Annotated in this window: 14 protein-coding genes; 11 read left to right on the forward strand and 3 right to left on the reverse strand. The window is 64.5% G+C overall.

Going from position 1 to position 15,456, the window contains the following annotated elements; genetic code table 11:
* Positions 1-5: 5 nt before the first annotated feature.
* Both rsmD and G522_RS29520 read right to left on the reverse strand, forming a co-directional pair.
* Entirely contained in the window at positions 6-566 is a 561-nt protein-coding gene (gene rsmD, locus G522_RS0110000) for a 16S rRNA (guanine(966)-N(2))-methyltransferase RsmD (RefSeq protein ID WP_026790912.1), read from the reverse strand.
* A complete protein-coding gene (locus G522_RS29520; RefSeq protein WP_084633109.1) occupies positions 547-1,941 on the reverse strand; it encodes a pseudouridine synthase in 1,395 nt (464 codons plus the stop codon). Before G522_RS29520 ends, rsmD begins: the two co-directional genes overlap by 20 nt.
* Before the next feature lie 132 nt (positions 1,942-2,073).
* Between G522_RS29520 and G522_RS0110010 the strand changes: the two genes are divergently transcribed.
* Positions 2,074-2,514 (forward strand): nucleoside deaminase, encoded by a 441-nt coding sequence (locus tag G522_RS0110010; RefSeq protein WP_051228502.1) that lies wholly within the window; start codon positions 2,074-2,076, stop codon positions 2,512-2,514.
* Here G522_RS0110010 and G522_RS0110015 read toward each other — a convergent pair whose 3' ends face one another.
* The gene (locus G522_RS0110015) at positions 2,515-3,366 is read right to left on the reverse strand and encodes a patatin-like phospholipase family protein (RefSeq protein WP_026790914.1); all 852 of its coding nucleotides are present in this window, start codon (positions 3,364-3,366) and stop codon (positions 2,515-2,517) included.
* A gap of 201 nt (positions 3,367-3,567) precedes the next feature.
* Here G522_RS0110015 and thrC point away from each other — a divergent pair, with 201 nt between their 5' ends.
* From thrC to G522_RS0110065, 10 genes are all read left to right on the forward strand, one after another.
* A complete protein-coding gene (gene thrC, locus G522_RS0110020) occupies positions 3,568-4,968 on the forward strand; it encodes a threonine synthase (RefSeq protein ID WP_026790915.1) in 1,401 nt (466 codons plus the stop codon).
* Positions 4,969-5,096: 128 nt separating this feature from the next.
* Complete coding sequence (locus tag G522_RS0110025; RefSeq protein WP_026790916.1) at positions 5,097-6,377, forward strand: M16 family metallopeptidase; 1,281 nt, start codon at positions 5,097-5,099, stop codon at positions 6,375-6,377.
* Entirely contained in the window at positions 6,374-6,961 is a 588-nt protein-coding gene (locus G522_RS0110030) for a GNAT family N-acetyltransferase (protein WP_026790917.1), read from the forward strand. The genes G522_RS0110025 and G522_RS0110030 overlap by 4 nt, the downstream gene beginning before the upstream one ends.
* A 193-nt stretch (positions 6,962-7,154) precedes the next feature.
* Positions 7,155-10,148: an EAL domain-containing protein gene (locus tag G522_RS26380; protein ID WP_084633110.1), complete on the forward strand. Its 2,994-nt coding sequence runs from the start codon at positions 7,155-7,157 to the stop codon at positions 10,146-10,148.
* 99 nt (positions 10,149-10,247) lie between these two features.
* Positions 10,248-10,769 (forward strand): invasion associated locus B family protein, encoded by a 522-nt coding sequence (locus G522_RS0110040; protein WP_026790918.1) that lies wholly within the window; start codon positions 10,248-10,250, stop codon positions 10,767-10,769.
* A 118-nt stretch (positions 10,770-10,887) separates the two neighbouring features.
* Positions 10,888-12,309: a metalloprotease TldD gene (gene tldD / locus G522_RS0110045; RefSeq protein ID WP_026790919.1), complete on the forward strand. Its 1,422-nt coding sequence runs from the start codon at positions 10,888-10,890 to the stop codon at positions 12,307-12,309.
* 3 nt (positions 12,310-12,312) lie between these two features.
* Positions 12,313-12,981, forward strand: a complete 669-nt coding sequence (locus G522_RS26385; RefSeq protein WP_051228503.1) for an HAD family hydrolase — start codon at positions 12,313-12,315, stop codon at positions 12,979-12,981.
* A 98-nt stretch (positions 12,982-13,079) separates the two neighbouring features.
* Positions 13,080-13,781 (forward strand): TerC family protein, encoded by a 702-nt coding sequence (locus G522_RS26390; RefSeq protein ID WP_210162915.1) that lies wholly within the window; start codon positions 13,080-13,082, stop codon positions 13,779-13,781.
* Positions 13,782-13,833: 52 nt separating this feature from the next.
* The gene (locus tag G522_RS26395; protein WP_051228504.1) at positions 13,834-15,183 is read left to right on the forward strand and encodes an MATE family efflux transporter; all 1,350 of its coding nucleotides are present in this window, start codon (positions 13,834-13,836) and stop codon (positions 15,181-15,183) included.
* Between the two features lie 40 nt (positions 15,184-15,223).
* Positions 15,224-15,448, forward strand: coding sequence for a DUF2093 domain-containing protein (locus G522_RS0110065; protein ID WP_036838833.1), 225 nt, complete (start codon positions 15,224-15,226; stop codon positions 15,446-15,448).
* Positions 15,449-15,456 lie beyond the last annotated feature (8 nt).

The raw sequence follows: 15,456 nt of genomic DNA on the forward strand, positions 1-15,456 counted from the left end.
AACGGTCAGGTTCGGCGCGCGAAGATCACCTGCGTTTCGCCGTAGGTCCGCTGGTCGAGACGTTCGAGGCCCTCTGGAAGTGCTACGTCAGCCTTGGCCGATTCCTCGATGACGATTAGGGTCTTGTCCGCGAGCCATCCACCCGCAAGCAGCGACGCGAGCGCCTTCTCCGCCAAGCCCTTGCCATAGGGCGGATCGAGAAAGGCGAGCGTGTAGGGCTCTGCCGGACCGATCGACCCCATGGTGGTGGCGTCGCGGCGAAAGATGCGCGTTGTTCCCATCAGGCCCAGCGTTTCCTGGTTGCGGCGGATGAGACCACGGGCTTCCGCAGCTTCCTCGACGAACAGGCAGGTCTTGGCGCCCCGGCTCATTGCCTCGAAGCCAAGAGCCCCGGTACCGGCGAACACATCCATGACGCGGGCATTCTCGAACACGCCTTCATAGGCGTGCTCGAGAATGTTGAAGACGCTTTCACGCAGCCGGTCGGACGTGGGGCGGATGGCAAGGCTGCCGGCTGCCGGCGTCGCCAGCGCCGTGCCCCGATGCTTACCGGCGACGATCCGCATCGCGTCCTCTCGGCTTGCCCGACCCGCTCCGGCCGCCACCATCCTTCGGTCCCCGTCCGCCTTTGCCGCCCTTGCCACTGGGGGCGCCCATCGGGCTGCCATCCTGAATGCGACTGCCCTTCGGTGTAATGCCCCGCTGCGGTCTGTCGCCGCGCACACGCGCCGGCTCATCGCCATGGGCGCGCGGCTTTCGATCGATGTCGAAGCTTTTGCCCGACTTGTAGGCGCGCGGTGCCTCTTCGGTCTCGGCACGGCGGCTGAGGCGGCCGGCCCGGGGTTCATCGCCAGTGTCGGATTTGAGTGTCAACGTCGCGCGCTGCGGCTTCTCTGCCTTGGCGATGCGAACCGGTGGCTTTGCTGCCCCGGCTTTGCCGCCACTCCGCCCGGCCGGCTGGCGGGTTTTCGAGGCGTCGAGATCGGCCTCGTGGCGCTTGCGGTTCGCCGCCGCTGAGGTGGCATGCGGCCGCAAGGGCGCTTTTTCCTTGGCAGCAGGAAGCTTGTCCGCCGTCCGGGGCACAGCTTGGCCGGCCTTGGCGATCACCGACTGGATCGGCAGCCGATCCTCCTCGCGAGCTTCGAAATCGGCGCCCGCCTCGCCGGCCAGGCGATCGCCGAGCTGGGAGCGCAGCACGCGGCGCGGTATTTCTTCAACGGCGCCATCGGCCAGATCGCCGAGCTGGAACGGACCGAAGGAGACGCGGATCAGCCGGTTCACGTCGAGACCGAGGTGGGCGAGAATGGTCTTCACCTCACGGTTCTTGCCCTCGCGCAGGCCGATGGTCAGCCAGACGTTGTCGCCCTGGCGGCGGTCGAGCGTCGCCTCGACCGAACCGTAGAGAATGCCGTCGATGGCGATGCCGTCCTTCAGCGCATCGAGCCGCGCCTGATCGATGTCACCATGGGCGCGGACCCGGTAGCGACGGAGCCAGCCGGTGGCTGGCAGTTCCAGAATGCGGGCAAGGCCACCGTCGTTGGTGAGCAGCAGCAGTCCCTCGGTGTTGATGTCGAGCCGGCCGATGGTCATGACGCGCGGCAGATCCTCCGGCAGGATGGAGAATACCGTCGGTCGTCCTTCAGGGTCATAGGTGGTGGTGACGGTGCCGCGCGGCTTATGGAACAGCCAGAGGCGGGTTCGGTCGCGCTCGGGCAGCGGCTGGCCGTCCACCTCGACCTTGTCGTCGGCTTTGACGGTGATCGCCGGCGTGTCCAGAACGCGGCCGTTGAGCTTGACGCGGCCATCGGCGATCCAGGTTTCGGCTTCGCGGCGCGAGCACAGACCGGCGCGAGCGATCACCTTGGCGATGCGGTCGGCCCCGTCGTCGGCCTTGGCCGGAGATTTCTTCGCCTTGGGGGCGGGGGAGGGAGTCTTGATCATGTCGACGCTCTTAGCAGGAAAAGCAGGCGACGTGCAGCCGGTCTGTGAAACGAGCGGCTCCGGTTCGAATTCGGGCTATGTTCGGGCGACGGAAGCCGGGTTATATGCCAATCCAGTCTATCGAGGATCAGCATGTCCGGCTTTATGGATAAGGCTCTGGCGGAAGCGCGCTCGGCTGCTGCGCGCGGCGAAGTACCGGTCGGCGCGGTGATCGTCCGCGATGGCGCCGTGCTGGCCGCCGCCGGCAACCGCACCCTGGAGCTTCGCGATCCCACCGCTCACGCCGAGATGTTGGCAATCCGTGCCGCTGCCGCGAAGATCGGCTCCGAACGGCTCATCGGTTGCGACCTTTATGTCAGTCTCGAACCCTGCGCCATGTGCGCCGGCGCGATTTCCTTCGCCCGCCTGCGGCGCCTCTATTACGGGGCGGCTGACGAAAAGGGGGGCGCGGTGGACCACAACGTTCGGTTCTTTGCCTCGTCTGGCTGTCATCACGTCCCTGAGGTCTATTCCGGCATCGGCGAGAGCGAGGCCGGCCAGCTTCTCAAAGGCTTCTTCGCCGATCGGCGATAATCAGGCGGCAGCGTCGAGACGACGCCCGACGGCGGCCTTCACCTCCTCGCGTACGCTTGCGGTGGCGGCCAAGATGTCGCGCGCCTTGGTGAAGTCGAGCACGCCGATGCCGTTGATCGGCGGCCGGATCAGTATGCCGGGATGTCGCGACTTCAGCTTTTCGGTGATCAAGGCCTGCATCAGAATCTGGCTGGCCCCAAACAAAGCTTCGCGAGCGCCGGGCATGCGGCTCTTTTCGGGCCGCACAGGGGTGCCCACCACATCGACGGCGACAATCAAGTCGATATCGTGGGGCAACCTGTCGAAGGGCAGTGGGTTGACCACACCGCCGTCGATCAACGTCAGGCCGCCGATTTCCACCGGCCGGAACAAGGCGGGCAGGGCAATCGAGGCGGCGACGGCCCGCCGCAGCGAGCCGGCGCTGATCTCGACTTCGGAGGTGCCGTAGAAATCGGCGGCAACCGCCGAAAAGCGAATGGGAAGGGCTTCGAAATCGTCGGGAAGACGGTCGGGCAGAAATTCACCGACCACGGCTTCCGGGTCGAACAGCGGCAAGCCGCTGACAATCTCCGCGAGACTGCGGGGGCGAAGCTTCCAGATCTTACCCCATACGTCGGCCGGCCGGCCAAGCGCGACGAGAATCTCGTCTTCGATCTCTGCGCCCGACAGTCCAGCCGCTGCCGCCGCGCCGATCAAGGCACCGATGGAACAGCCGGCGATGGCCGAAGGTTTGAGGCCGAGATCATCGAGAGCCGAGAGGACATGCACGTGGGCAAGGCCGCGCGCGCCACCGCCGCCGAGAGCCAACCCGAGGTGAGGAGAGCTTGATTGCGGTGGAGGAGCAGCGGTCATGGTGATGAGCTCGGTTGGTTCTATGGGAGCGGGCATGCCGGATCGATATGGCGTCTTCACGACGCTTTCGCGAGGCCGGTCGGCAAAAACGATCTTTTCCGGCTATGACCGAGCTTGCGGCGGTGCCGCGCCATCGCTAGAGCATTTTCAGGAACGCAGGCGAACCTTGGACCGTCGCCCTGTGAGGACAGGAAAAATCCCGTGAGATATGTCAGTACCCGTGGCAATGCGCCCGTCCTCGGCTTTTCCGACGTCGTTCTTGCCGGCCTCGCCCGCGACGGCGGCCTCTACGTGCCCGAGACGTGGCCGACGCTCGATGCGGCGACCATCGCATCCTTTGCCGGTCGGTCCTACGCCGACGTCGCCTTCGAGGTGATCTCGCGTTTTGTCGATGGCGACATTGCTGATGCTGATCTGCGCAAGATGATCGACGCCGCTTATACCGGCACCTTCCGTCATCCTGCGGTGACGCCGCTCGTCCAGATCGCTCCGGATCATTTCCTGCTCGAACTGTTCCATGGCCCGACGCTGGCCTTCAAGGACGTGGCGATGCAGTTGCTGGCCCGCCTGATGGATCATGTGCTTGGCCAGCGCGGCGCCAGGGCCACCATCGTCGGCGCCACCTCCGGCGACACCGGCGGCGCGGCGATCGAAGCCTTCCGCGGCCGCGACAACACCGACATCTTCATCCTGTTCCCCAATGGCCGTGTCTCGGATGTGCAGCGCCGGCAAATGACGACCGTCGCCGACGGCAACGTCCACTGCATCGCTCTGGAAGGGACCTTCGATGATGCCCAGAGCCTTGTGAAGGGCATGTTCAACCACTTTGCCTTCCGTGACGAACTCAGCCTCTCCGGCGTTAACTCGATCAACTGGGGGCGTATCGCCGCACAGGTGGTCTACTACTTCGTTGCCGCCGTGGCGCTGGGTGCCCCAGCCCGCAAGGTGTCCTTCACCGTGCCGACCGGCAATTTCGGCGACATTTTCGCCGGTTACGTTGCCAAGAAGATGGGGCTGCCCATCGAGAAGCTGGTGATCGCCACCAACGTCAATGACATCCTCGCCCGTACCTTGGAGACCGGCCGCTATGAGGCAACCGGCGTGGTGCCGTCGACCTCGCCGTCGATGGATATCGAGGTGTCCTCCAATTTCGAACGCCTCGTCTTCGAGTCCTGCGGCCGCGACGCAAGGACCGTGACGCGTCTGATGCAGACGCTGTCGCAGTCGGGCGCCTTCACGCTACCGGAAGCCGCTTACGCCGCCATCCGCCAGGAATTCGGCGCCGGTCGAGCCTCGGTCGAGGCGACGGCGGCGCTGATCCGGAGTCTCAGGAGCGAGGCCGGATATCTGATCGATACGCATGGTGGCAATGGTGTGGTGGTCGCCGAGGCTTTCACCGGCGGGATCGTGCCGATGGTGACGCTCGCCACGGCCCATCCGGCCAAATTCCCCGATGCGGTAGAAGCGGCTAGCGGCGAGCGACCGGCTTTGCCGGCCTTCCTCGGCGATCTGATGGATCGGCCCGAACGGATGACAGTGCTTGCCAATGATCTCGAGGTTGTAGAGGCTTTCGTGCGACAGCGCGCGCGGGTTTTGGTTTGATGAGAAAGCCCTTTTGGGAGGGGTGCGCCGGCAAAAGTGAAGGTGCAAGCGAAACTTTGTGTTGAGTGGCGCGTCGTTCCATGCAGAGTTCGCTAGAAAAGCTGACCTTCTAGGGAGGAATTGGTCGGATGGCCGTCGAAGTAACGAAGTTGGACAACGGCATTACCGTCGTCACCCATTCCATGCCGCATCTGGCATCGGCGGCGCTTGGCGTCTGGGTGGCGGCCGGATCGCGGTCGGAGGCGGTAGACGAGAACGGTATCTCCCACCTTCTCGAGCACATGGCTTTCAAGGGCACCAAGAAGCGCTCGGCCAAGGATATTGCCGAAGAAATCGAAAACGTCGGCGGTGAGGTGAATGCCGCCACGTCGATCGAAAGCACCAGCTATTATGCTCGCGTGCTGGCTGGCGATGTGCCGCTCGCTCTCGATATTCTCTCCGACATCCTGCAGAATTCGCAGTTCGACCCCGACGAGCTCGATCGCGAGAAGCACGTCATCGGCCAGGAGATCGGCGCGGCTCTCGACGCGCCAGAAGATTTCGTCTTCGACATGTTCCAGCAGGCCGCCTTCCCCGGCCAGTCGATCGGTCGGCCGATCCTCGGCTCGATCGAGACGGTGAAAAGCTTCTCCCACGATGCGCTTCGCGGCTATCTCAACCGCCATTACACGGGCGGTCGCACCGTGATCGCCGCGGCCGGCAAGCTCGGCCACCGCGATCTCGTTCGTCTGGCGCGCAAGAAGTTCCAGCATTTCGGCGAGGCGGAATCGATTGTCCCGGAGCGGGCTGTCTACGTTGGCGGCGAGGCGCGCGAGGAACGCGACCTGATGGAGGCGCAGGTGGTGCTCGGCTTCCCCGGCATCGCCTATGGCGACGATGATTACATCACCGCCCAGATCGCGTCCTCGATCCTGGGCGGTGGCATGTCATCGCGTCTCTTCCAGGAGATCCGTGAGAAGCGCGGCCTCTGCTATTCCATCTACGCCTTCCACTGGGGCTTTGAGGACGCCGGTATCTTCGGTATTTCGGCGGCAACCGGCGAACGCGATGCCGGTGCGGTGGTCGAGGAGACCATGAACGAAATCGCCCGTGCCTCGACAGCGGTCACCGAGGTGGAAGTGAAGCGCGCCCAGTCGCAGCTTCGCGCGGGCCTTCTGATGGCGCTGGAAAGCCCGGTGGCACGGGCCGGCCAGATCGCGCGTCACATCATGTTCCACGGCCGGACGCTGCCGCTCGACGAACTGGTTACCCGCATCAACGCCGTGACGCCGCAAAAGGTCTGCGAATTCCTCGAGAAGATCAGCGTTGCGCCGAACCCGACGCTCGCGGCCATTGGTCCGATCGCCAAGGTTCCATCGGTGGCTTCGATCGCCGGCAACGCCGTTTCGACCAAGGCAAGCGCGGCATGACGTTTTTCGGCGTCGTAGCCTCCGGGACCTTTCCGGTGCTGGCGGACGACGTCGTCTGTCTGCGCGTGCCGGCGGTGTCGGACTATGCCGCCTGGGTCAGCGAGCGATCCCAGAGCCGCGCCTTTCTGAAACCCTGGGAGCCGACATGGTCGACCGACGACCTGACGCGATCCGCTTTCAAGCGCCGCGTCCGACGCGTTCAGCGCGAGGCGGCCGAGCAGAGCGGCTTTGCCTTTCTTATCTTCCACGTCCAAGATGACGCGCTGCTTGGTGGCGTCACGTTGTCCAATATCCGGCGTGGCGTCGCCCAAAGCTGCAGCCTCGGCTATTGGATGAGCGTGCGTCATGCCGGCCGTGGCTACATGCGCCGGGCGGTGGATCTGGTTCTTGAGTTCGCCTTCGGCGAATTGAGGCTTCATCGGGTCGAGGCAGCATGCATTCCCGGCAACGATCGTTCGCTCGGTCTTCTCGAAAAAGCCGGATTCGTCCGCGAAGGCTACGCGCGGCGCTATCTCCTGATCGATGGCCGCTGGCAGGATCATGTATTGCTGTCGCGGATGGTTGATGACGATGGCGCCGTCTGAAAGGCCACCGAACGGGCGGTTTGCATGACCGTCGTCCTCGGCTATATCTCTGACGACGCGCTTTCGGAGGAAGCCGCGCGAAGGAGTTCCGGCAGGCTGCTGCCGTAACCGTCGCGCACCCTGACAAAGCCGCCGCGTATCCGGCGCGGCTCACGAAAACTGAACTGTTCGCCAGTCGAGCTGGAGAGTGTCCTTGGCCTTCGTCCGCGCCACTGTCGCCTTATTGCTGCTGGTGTTCGCCGCCGGCCTCGCCCCCCACCTTGCCTATGCGGCCGAGCCCATCCTGGTCGAGCCCGACGTCAAGGCGCTCGACCTGACTCATGCCGTCGAATATCGGCGTGATGCCGGCAACTCGATCCAGGTGTCGACAGCGCCCGGCCCCGATGGTGTCGTTCGTCGCATCGAGGTGCGTGCCAAGGGCATCGATTCCAATCCGTCCTGGGTGGTGTTCTCGCTGTCCAACCAGTCGGACTTGCAGCTCGATCGGCTGATCGTCGCGCCGCACTTTCATCTGGTTGGCTCGCGCGTCATGTGGCCCGATCTTGGCGCCTCGCGCATCGCCGCGATCACCCCGAGTTCCGGCTTTGCCCCGGAGCGGCAGACAAGTCAGGACTCCGACGTTTTCCTGGTGACGCTCGATCCTGGCACGGTGGTCACTTTCGTCGTCGAGCTTCGAACGCGCGATCTGCCGCAGATCGGCCTGTGGGAGCCCAACGCCTACAAGGACAGCGTCAACGCTTACACGCTCTATCGCGGGATCGTGCTTGGCATTTCCGGCCTTCTGGCGCTGTTCTTGACCATCCTGTTCGTCGTCAAGGGATCGATGATGTTCCCGGCGACGGCGGCGCTCGCCTGGGCGGTGCTTGCCTACCTCTGCATCGATTTCGGTTTCTGGAACAAGGTGTTCGCCGTCGGCTCCGGGACGGATCAACTCTATCGCGCAGGCTCGGAGGTGATGATCGCCGTCACCATGGTGATCTTCCTCTACGCCTATCTCAATCTCAACCGCTGGCACGTGCGCTACAGCCACGTGATGCTGATCACGCTCTTGGCGCTGACCGGGCTGTTCGCGCTCGCCCTTTACGATCCCTCGATCACCGCCGGCATCGCCCGCATGGTGCTGGCCGCTCTTGGCGGCATCGGCTTCGTGCTGATCGTGGCGCTGGCGCTGCGTGGCTATGACCGGGCGATCATGCTGGTGCCGACCTGGCTGGTGTTCCTGGCCTGGCTGGCCGGTACGGGCCTTGCCGTCTCCGGCCGTTTGGTCAGCGATCTTGCCCAACCGGCGCTGGCCGGCGGCCTGGTCCTGGTCGTCCTGCTACTCGGCTTCACCGTGATGCAGCACGCCTTTGCTGGCGGCGCCATCACGCAGGGACAAGTCGACGACAGCGAACGCAAGGCGCTGGCGCTCACCGGCTCCGGCGATATGATCTGGGACTGGGACGTGCTTGCCGACCAGATCGTCACCTCTGCCGAGGCCGAGGAGAGCCTGGGCCTCAAGCGTGGCCGTCTCGAAGGCCCGGCGCGCGACTGGCTCGACTATCTCCATCCGCAGGACCGGGAGCGCTTCAAAGCAACGCTCGATGCCGTCGTCGAGACGCGCAAGGGGCGGCTCAGCCAGACCTTCCGCATGCGCGCCCAGGATGGCCATTACCAGTGGTTCCGCCTGCGTGCCCGTCCGATCCTCGGATCCGACGGTGAGGTCATCCGCTGTGTCGGCACGCTGCTCGATATTACCGACATGAAGCTGGCGCAGGAGCGGCTGCTGACCGACGCCATTCACGACAACCTCACCTCGTTGCCGAACCGCGAGCTCTACTTTGACCGTCTCGCGTCCGATCTCGCCCGCGCCAAGGTGGACAACCAGCGCCGGCCGGCCGTCTTCCTCGTCGACCTCGATCGCTTTCGTCAGGTCAACGAGACGCTCGGCCTATCGGTCGGCGACACCATCCTCCTGACGCTCGCCCGCCGGCTCGGCCGGCTGGTCAAGCCGCTCGACACGCTGTCACGCCTTGAAGGCGACCGCTTCGGCATCGTGCTGGTTTCCGAGCAGGCGTCGGACCGGCTGGCCGCCTTTGCCGACACCGTCAAGCGGGCGGTGCGGGCACCGATCGTCGTCGGCGAGAAGGAGGTGTTCCTCACCGCTTCCATCGGCATCGCCGTGCCCGATACCGACGACAAGGAAGCGCGCACCCTGATCCAGGACGCTGAGATCGCGCTCGCCTTCGCCAAGAAGCTGGGCGGCGACCGCATCGAGACCTTCCGGCCGGCGCTCCGCATTATGTCGGCCGATCTCACGGCGCTAGAACACGACCTGCGCGGCGCCATCGAAAAGGGCGAGCTGACTGTGCTCTACCAGCCGGTCATCCGGGCCGGTGATCGGTCGGTGGCCGGTTTCGAGGCGCTCTTGCGCTGGAACCATCCGCGCAAGGGATCGATCCCACCAGCCGAATTTATGCCGATCGCCGTTCGCTCCGGCCTTGTGTCACAGCTCGGCCTGTTCCTGCTCGACCGGGCCGCCCGGCAGCTCGCTGATTGGCGCGACCATCTGCCGTTCGGCGACACGCTGACCATGTCGGTCAACATGTCCAACCGGCAGGTGCTCCGGCACGAGCTCCTCAACGAGGTCAAGGCCATCCTGTCGCGCACCGGTTTGCCACGTGATGTGCTGCATCTCGAGTTTTCCGAGGGTCTCCTGATGGAGAGCCCGGAATTTTCGCTGCAGATGCTGATGAAGCTGAAGGAACTCGGCGCGGGCTTTGCCGTCGATGAATTCGGCATGGGCTTTTCCTCGCTGAGCTATCTGCAGCGGCTGCCGCCCGGCACGCTGAAGGTCGACCAGAACATTTTGAGGAGTTCCGGCCGCCATCGGCAAGCCCTGCTGAAGACGATCGCTTCGCTGGCCCACGATCTGGAACTGGAGCTGGTGGTGGAAGGTGTCGACCGCGCCGTCGACCTCGAAGAGGTGGGTAATCTCGGTGCCGACTATCTCGAAGGCTATCTGTTCGGATCACCGATGAGCGCCGACGAGGTGCGTAAGCTGATGGAAAAGGCGAAGAAGGCGGTGGCCAAGGTGGCCCCGGTTGCCGTTCCCGACGCGCCGCTGCGCGTGCCGGAGCGGGTGCCTGGCGCTTCGGTCGCGCCGATTGGGGCGGGCGGGGCCGCGGGCGGACCGCCGGCCGCCTGACCCTACCTTTTCGCGCCGCCGCAAGTATGGGAATAAGGATCGACCGGCGATTCGTCGGTCTCCGGGGCCTGGGACGTTGACGAGAGGATCATAGCCGTCATGAGGACCGTTCTTTCCGCCTGCCTTTGCGTTTTGCTCGCCTTGGGCTCGCTGCCGGCGACGCTCTCCATGGCGGCGGCGCAGGAGTTCGTCGATGGCAAGGTCGAGTCTGTGCATGGCGACTGGCAGATTCGCTGCGACCAGCCTGTCGGCGCGCGCGACAAGCAATGCGCCATGGTGCAGAACGTTACTGCCGAGGATCGCGACAACATCGGCCTTTCAGTACTGATCGTGAAGACGGTCGACAAGAAGGCGAAGATCATGCGGGTCCTCGCCCCGCTCGGTGTCTATCTGATGGCCGGTCTTGGCCTTCGGATTGATGACAAGGATATCGGCCGCGTCGGCTTCGTTCGCTGCCGGGCACGTGGCTGCTATGCCGAAGTGGTGCTGCAGGATGATCTGGTCGGCCAGCTCGAGAAGAGCGGCAAAGCGCTGTTCATCATCTACGATTCGCCGGAAGACGGCATTGGCATTCCGATCTCGCTGAAGGGGTTCAAGGAAGGCTTCGACGCGCTGCCGTGAGTACGCACTTGTACGGCTGCGCCGGAAACACGACATGTTGCGCGTCCGGAGGCTAGAGCATCCGGGCGTTTGCTTTTATGGAGGAGCCAATCCTCCTCTGGATGGGACGCCGCCGCCGATGACCGAACGCCATGACCTCCTCGCTCTTGCCGGACTGGATCCCGATTCGACGCAACGCATCGTCGCCGATGCGCTCGCCGGTGCCGACGATGGCGAGCTCTATCTGGAACGCTCTGAGGGCGAGGCTCTTACCTTCGACAACGGCCGCCTCAAGACTGCCACCTATGACGTCAACCAGGGCTTTGGCCTTCGGGCGGTCGCCGGCGAGGCCGTGGGCTATGCACACGCCGATGATCTATCCGAAAAGGCATTGCGTCGCGCCGCCGACGCGGTGAAGGCTGTGTCGATGGGGTATTCGGGTACCCTGGCCGAGCCGCCGCGTCCGACCAACCGCAAGCTCTACGGCGACGTCAATCCGCTGCTGTCGCCGGCCTTTTCCGACAAGGTGACGCTGCTGTCGGAGATCGATGCCTGGGCGCGCGCTCGCGATCCGCGCGTCCGGCAGGTGACGGCGTCGATCACCACCAGCCACAAGATCGTTGAGATCATCCGCGCCGACGGCGTTCACCTGAGGGACGTGCGCCCTCTGGTGCGCGTCAACGTCTCTCTCATTGCCGGCAACGGCGACCGCCAGGAAAGCGGCTCCTATGGCGAAGGTGGCCGGCTGGGGCTTGATGGGTTCATCACGCCGGAACGCTGGCAGTATGCCGTCGACGAGGCGCTTCGCCAGGCTTTGGTCAATCTTGAGGCCAAGCCGGCTCCGGCCGGTACGTTCGACGTCGTGCTCGGACCCGGCTGGACCGGTGTGCTGCTGCACGAGGCGGTAGGGCATGGCCTCGAAGGCGACTTCAATCGCAAGAAGACCTCCGCTTTCGCCGGTTTGATGGGCGAGCAGGTGGCGGCCAAGGGCGTCACCATTGTCGACGACGGCACGCTGCCGGACGCGCGCGGTTCGCTCACCATCGACGATGAGGGCACGCCGAGCCGCAAGACGGTGTTGATCGAGGATGGCCGTCTCGTCGGCTACATGCAGGATCGCCAGAACGCTCGCCTGATGGGCGCCGAGTCGACCGGTAACGGTCGCCGCCAGTCCTACGCCCATGTTCCTATGCCGCGTATGACCAACACCTACATGCTCTCGGGCGACAAGAGCCGCGAGGAGATCATCGCTTCGGTGAAGGACGGCATCTATGCCGTCTCCTTCTCCGGCGGGCAGGTGGATATCACCTCCGGCAAGTTTGTGTTCGATTGCACCGAGGCCTACCGCGTGCGGGACGGCAAGGTTGGCGAGCCGATCAAGGGTGCCATGCTGATTGGCAACGGCCCCGAAGCGATGAAGCGCGTTTCGATGATCGGCAACGACCTTGAGATCGATCGCGGCATCGGCATGTGCGGCAAGGCCGGCCAGAGCGTGCCCGTCGGTGTCGGTCAGCCGTCGCTCCGAATCGATGCGGTCACTATTGGTGGGACGGCGACCTGATCCATGCCGACTGCCATTCGCCTCGCCTTGTTCGATATGGACGATGTCGTCTACGCCTATACCCGCGCCGACCGCATCGCCTATCTTGCCAGTGTCACCGGCCTTGAGCCGGCCTTCATCAACGACCGTATTTGGAGCGAGGGACTGGAGGCGGCCGCCGACGGCGGCGCCTTTCCAACGCCGGAGCTCTACATCAAGTCTTGGCGCGACCGTCTCGGTTATCCGCTCGCCGTCAAAGATTGGGTCGAGGCGCGCCGGCTCGGCATGCGTCTCATTCCCGGCACTCTCGCCCTAATCGAGCGGCTGGTCGCTGCGGGAACGACGGTCGGCGTGCTGACCAATAATGGGCCGCTTGTCTACGAATACCGGGATACGCTGGCGCCGGAACTTGCCCGTCTCGTCGGCGACCGGTTCCTTGTGTCCTCTTCCTTCGCCACGATGAAGCCCGATCCTCGGGTGTTCCTCCGGGCACTCGATCGGCTGGGTTTCTCCCCAGAGGAGAGCTTTTTTACCGATGACATGTCGGAAAACGTGGAGGGCGCTCGTACTGCCGGCCTCCGTGGTGCCATCTTCACGACGCCAGCGGCGCTTGAGCAAGAGCTCGCCGCGCAAGGTCTGCTCGGCGATGCATCCGTAGAAGTAACGAGGGGTAAGATCCTCTCAAGCCATTGAAATTTGCGTCTCCGCATCCTACCTCACCGGCAGCCGGGAATGCGCTCGGCGGTCCTCGGCGTCTCGCCGAACGGGTTGGGACGGACGCCGTGTTTTCACTGGATTTTCTGTCGGTTGAGCTCGCCGCTCTGGCACAGGTCGTCTTCATCGACGTCGTGCTGGCGGGCGACAATGCCATCGTTGTCGGCATGGCGGCGGCCGGCGTCGATCCGACCATCCGGCGCAAGGTTATATTCTGGGGTATTGGCGGCGCCGTCGCGCTACGCATCCTGTTTGCCGTCGTCACCACGCATCTGCTTGCCGTCGTTGGCCTGACGCTGGCCGGCGGCGTATTGTTGCTCTGGGTCTGCTGGAAGATGTTCCGCGAGATCCGGTCGAGCCGCCACGAGGAGGAGCGCGGCGTCGAGGCTGCCGAGCAGGCGCTCGATACCGCTGCCTGCGACGTAACGCCGGCGCCGGCTGGCAAAACCTTCCGGCAAGCGCTGACCCAGATCATACTCGCCGACGTCTCGATGTCGCTCGACAATGTGCTGGCGGTGGCCGGCGTGGCGCGCGATCATGTCGGTGTCCTGGTGATTGGTCTCCTGCTGTCGGTTGGATTGATGGGCGCCGCCGCCACCTTGATCGCCCGCCTGCTGCATCGCTTCCGTTGGATTGCCTGGATCGGCCTGCTCATCATTCTCTATGTTTCTATGGATATGATCCATCGTGGCTCGCTCGAGGTCTGCACCGGAATCACCGGCGAACAAAGCTGCCAGATTCAGGATCTCCGGGATGCTACGGACGACATGCTGAACTAAGGCTATCCCGCCTCAGTGTTCGCATTTTCCTGACTGAACGAGAGGTTTCCCGATGACGTCCGTCGCCCGCGCGCCCGCCGACGCCGCCTATGTGGAAGGGCCGGTGTTTCGTCACGTGGTGGCGTTGACCGCCCTCGGTTCTTTGGGGCTGATGGCCATTTTCAGCGTCGACCTCGTCAATCTTCTCTATATTTCGCTCTTGGGCGACGAGGTGCTGACGGCGGCCATGGGCTACGCCGGCGCTGTGCTGTTCGTTATTGTATCGGTCGGCATCGGCTTTTCCATCGGTGTCACCGCCCATACCGCCCGGCGCATCGGGGCGGGTGACCGCGCCGCCGCTCGGCGGGTCGCCACCTCCGGCCTGATCATTTCCTTTACCGCGACCACCGCCGTGACGCTGGCGCTCGCCGCCGTGCTTGATCCCTGCCTGGCGCTGCTCGGCGCCGCGGGGCGCGAGTTCGAGGTCACCCGTCATTTCCTCTGGATCACCATGCTGGGCATGCCGCTGCTTGCGCTCAGCATGGCCATGGGCGGCGTGCTGATGGCCTTTGGCGCGCCGCGCATGACGCTGTGGATCAACCTGGCCGGTGCCGGCGCCACCGCCATCCTGGATCCGATCTTCATCTTCGGGCTTGATCTCGGTGTGACAGGCGCTGCCATCGTCACAGTGCTGATCCGCTTCGTCGCCCTGGCCGTCGGCTGGTATGGCTTGGTGCCGCGCCTCAATGCGTTGGCCTGGCCGACGGTGGAGGGTGTCCGGCGCGATGCCGGACCGCTCTTTACCATCGCCTTCCCGGCCATTCTCACCAACCTTGCCACGCCGGTCAGCAACATGCTGGTCACGGCCTATGTTGCCCGCTTTGGTACCGAGGCGGTGGCGGGCTGGTCGATCATCGGCCGCATCTATCCGCTGTGCTTCGCCGGCATCTTCGCGTTGACCGGCTCGGTCGGCGCCATCTTCGGCCAGAACGTCGGCGCCCGACGCTTCGATCGCGTTCGCAAGACGCTCGGCGACAGCGCCCTGTTCACCGCTGTCTACGTCGTCGTGATCTGGTTGCTGCTGTTCCTCGGTACCGATGCCATCAACTGGGCCTTTCATGCCACCGGCCGAACGGCGGAAATGATCGCCTTCTATTGCCTGTGGGCGGCCCCGACTTTCATTTTTACCGGCGCTCTTTTCGTGGCCAACGCCGCCTTTAACAACCTCGGCTTCGCATCCTACTCGACCATGTTCAATTGGGGGCGGGCGACACTCGGCACGCTGCCTTTCTGTTGGCTCGGCATCTGGTACGGCAGCGCCGACGCGGTGATCCTGTGGTGGAGTATCGGCGCCGCTCTGTTCGGCCTGCCGGCCCTCTGGCTGGCCCGCCGGTCGATCGACCGTCTGGCGGCCACGGCATGATCCTCTTGCGCGGCGGCCGGGTGGAGGTTATTCACCTTCCATGTTGAACAGCACCGACACCCCCTTCGGCGGCGGCGAGGCACAAATCCACTACCTCGACGGCGACTACCAGATCCTCCGCAACGGCAACTACGTCCGTTGCGCGATCACCGGCCGTCCGATCCTGCTGCAAGACCTGAAATATTGGTCGGCCGAGCATCAGGAGCCCTATATCGATGCCGAGGCGGCGCTGACCGCCTACCGTCGGCATACCGGTGCCCGCTGAGCAGGCCG

It is taken from the genome of Pleomorphomonas oryzae DSM 16300, assembly GCF_000422965.1.
In the GTDB taxonomy this organism is placed as follows: Bacteria; Pseudomonadota; Alphaproteobacteria; order Rhizobiales; family Pleomorphomonadaceae; genus Pleomorphomonas; species Pleomorphomonas oryzae.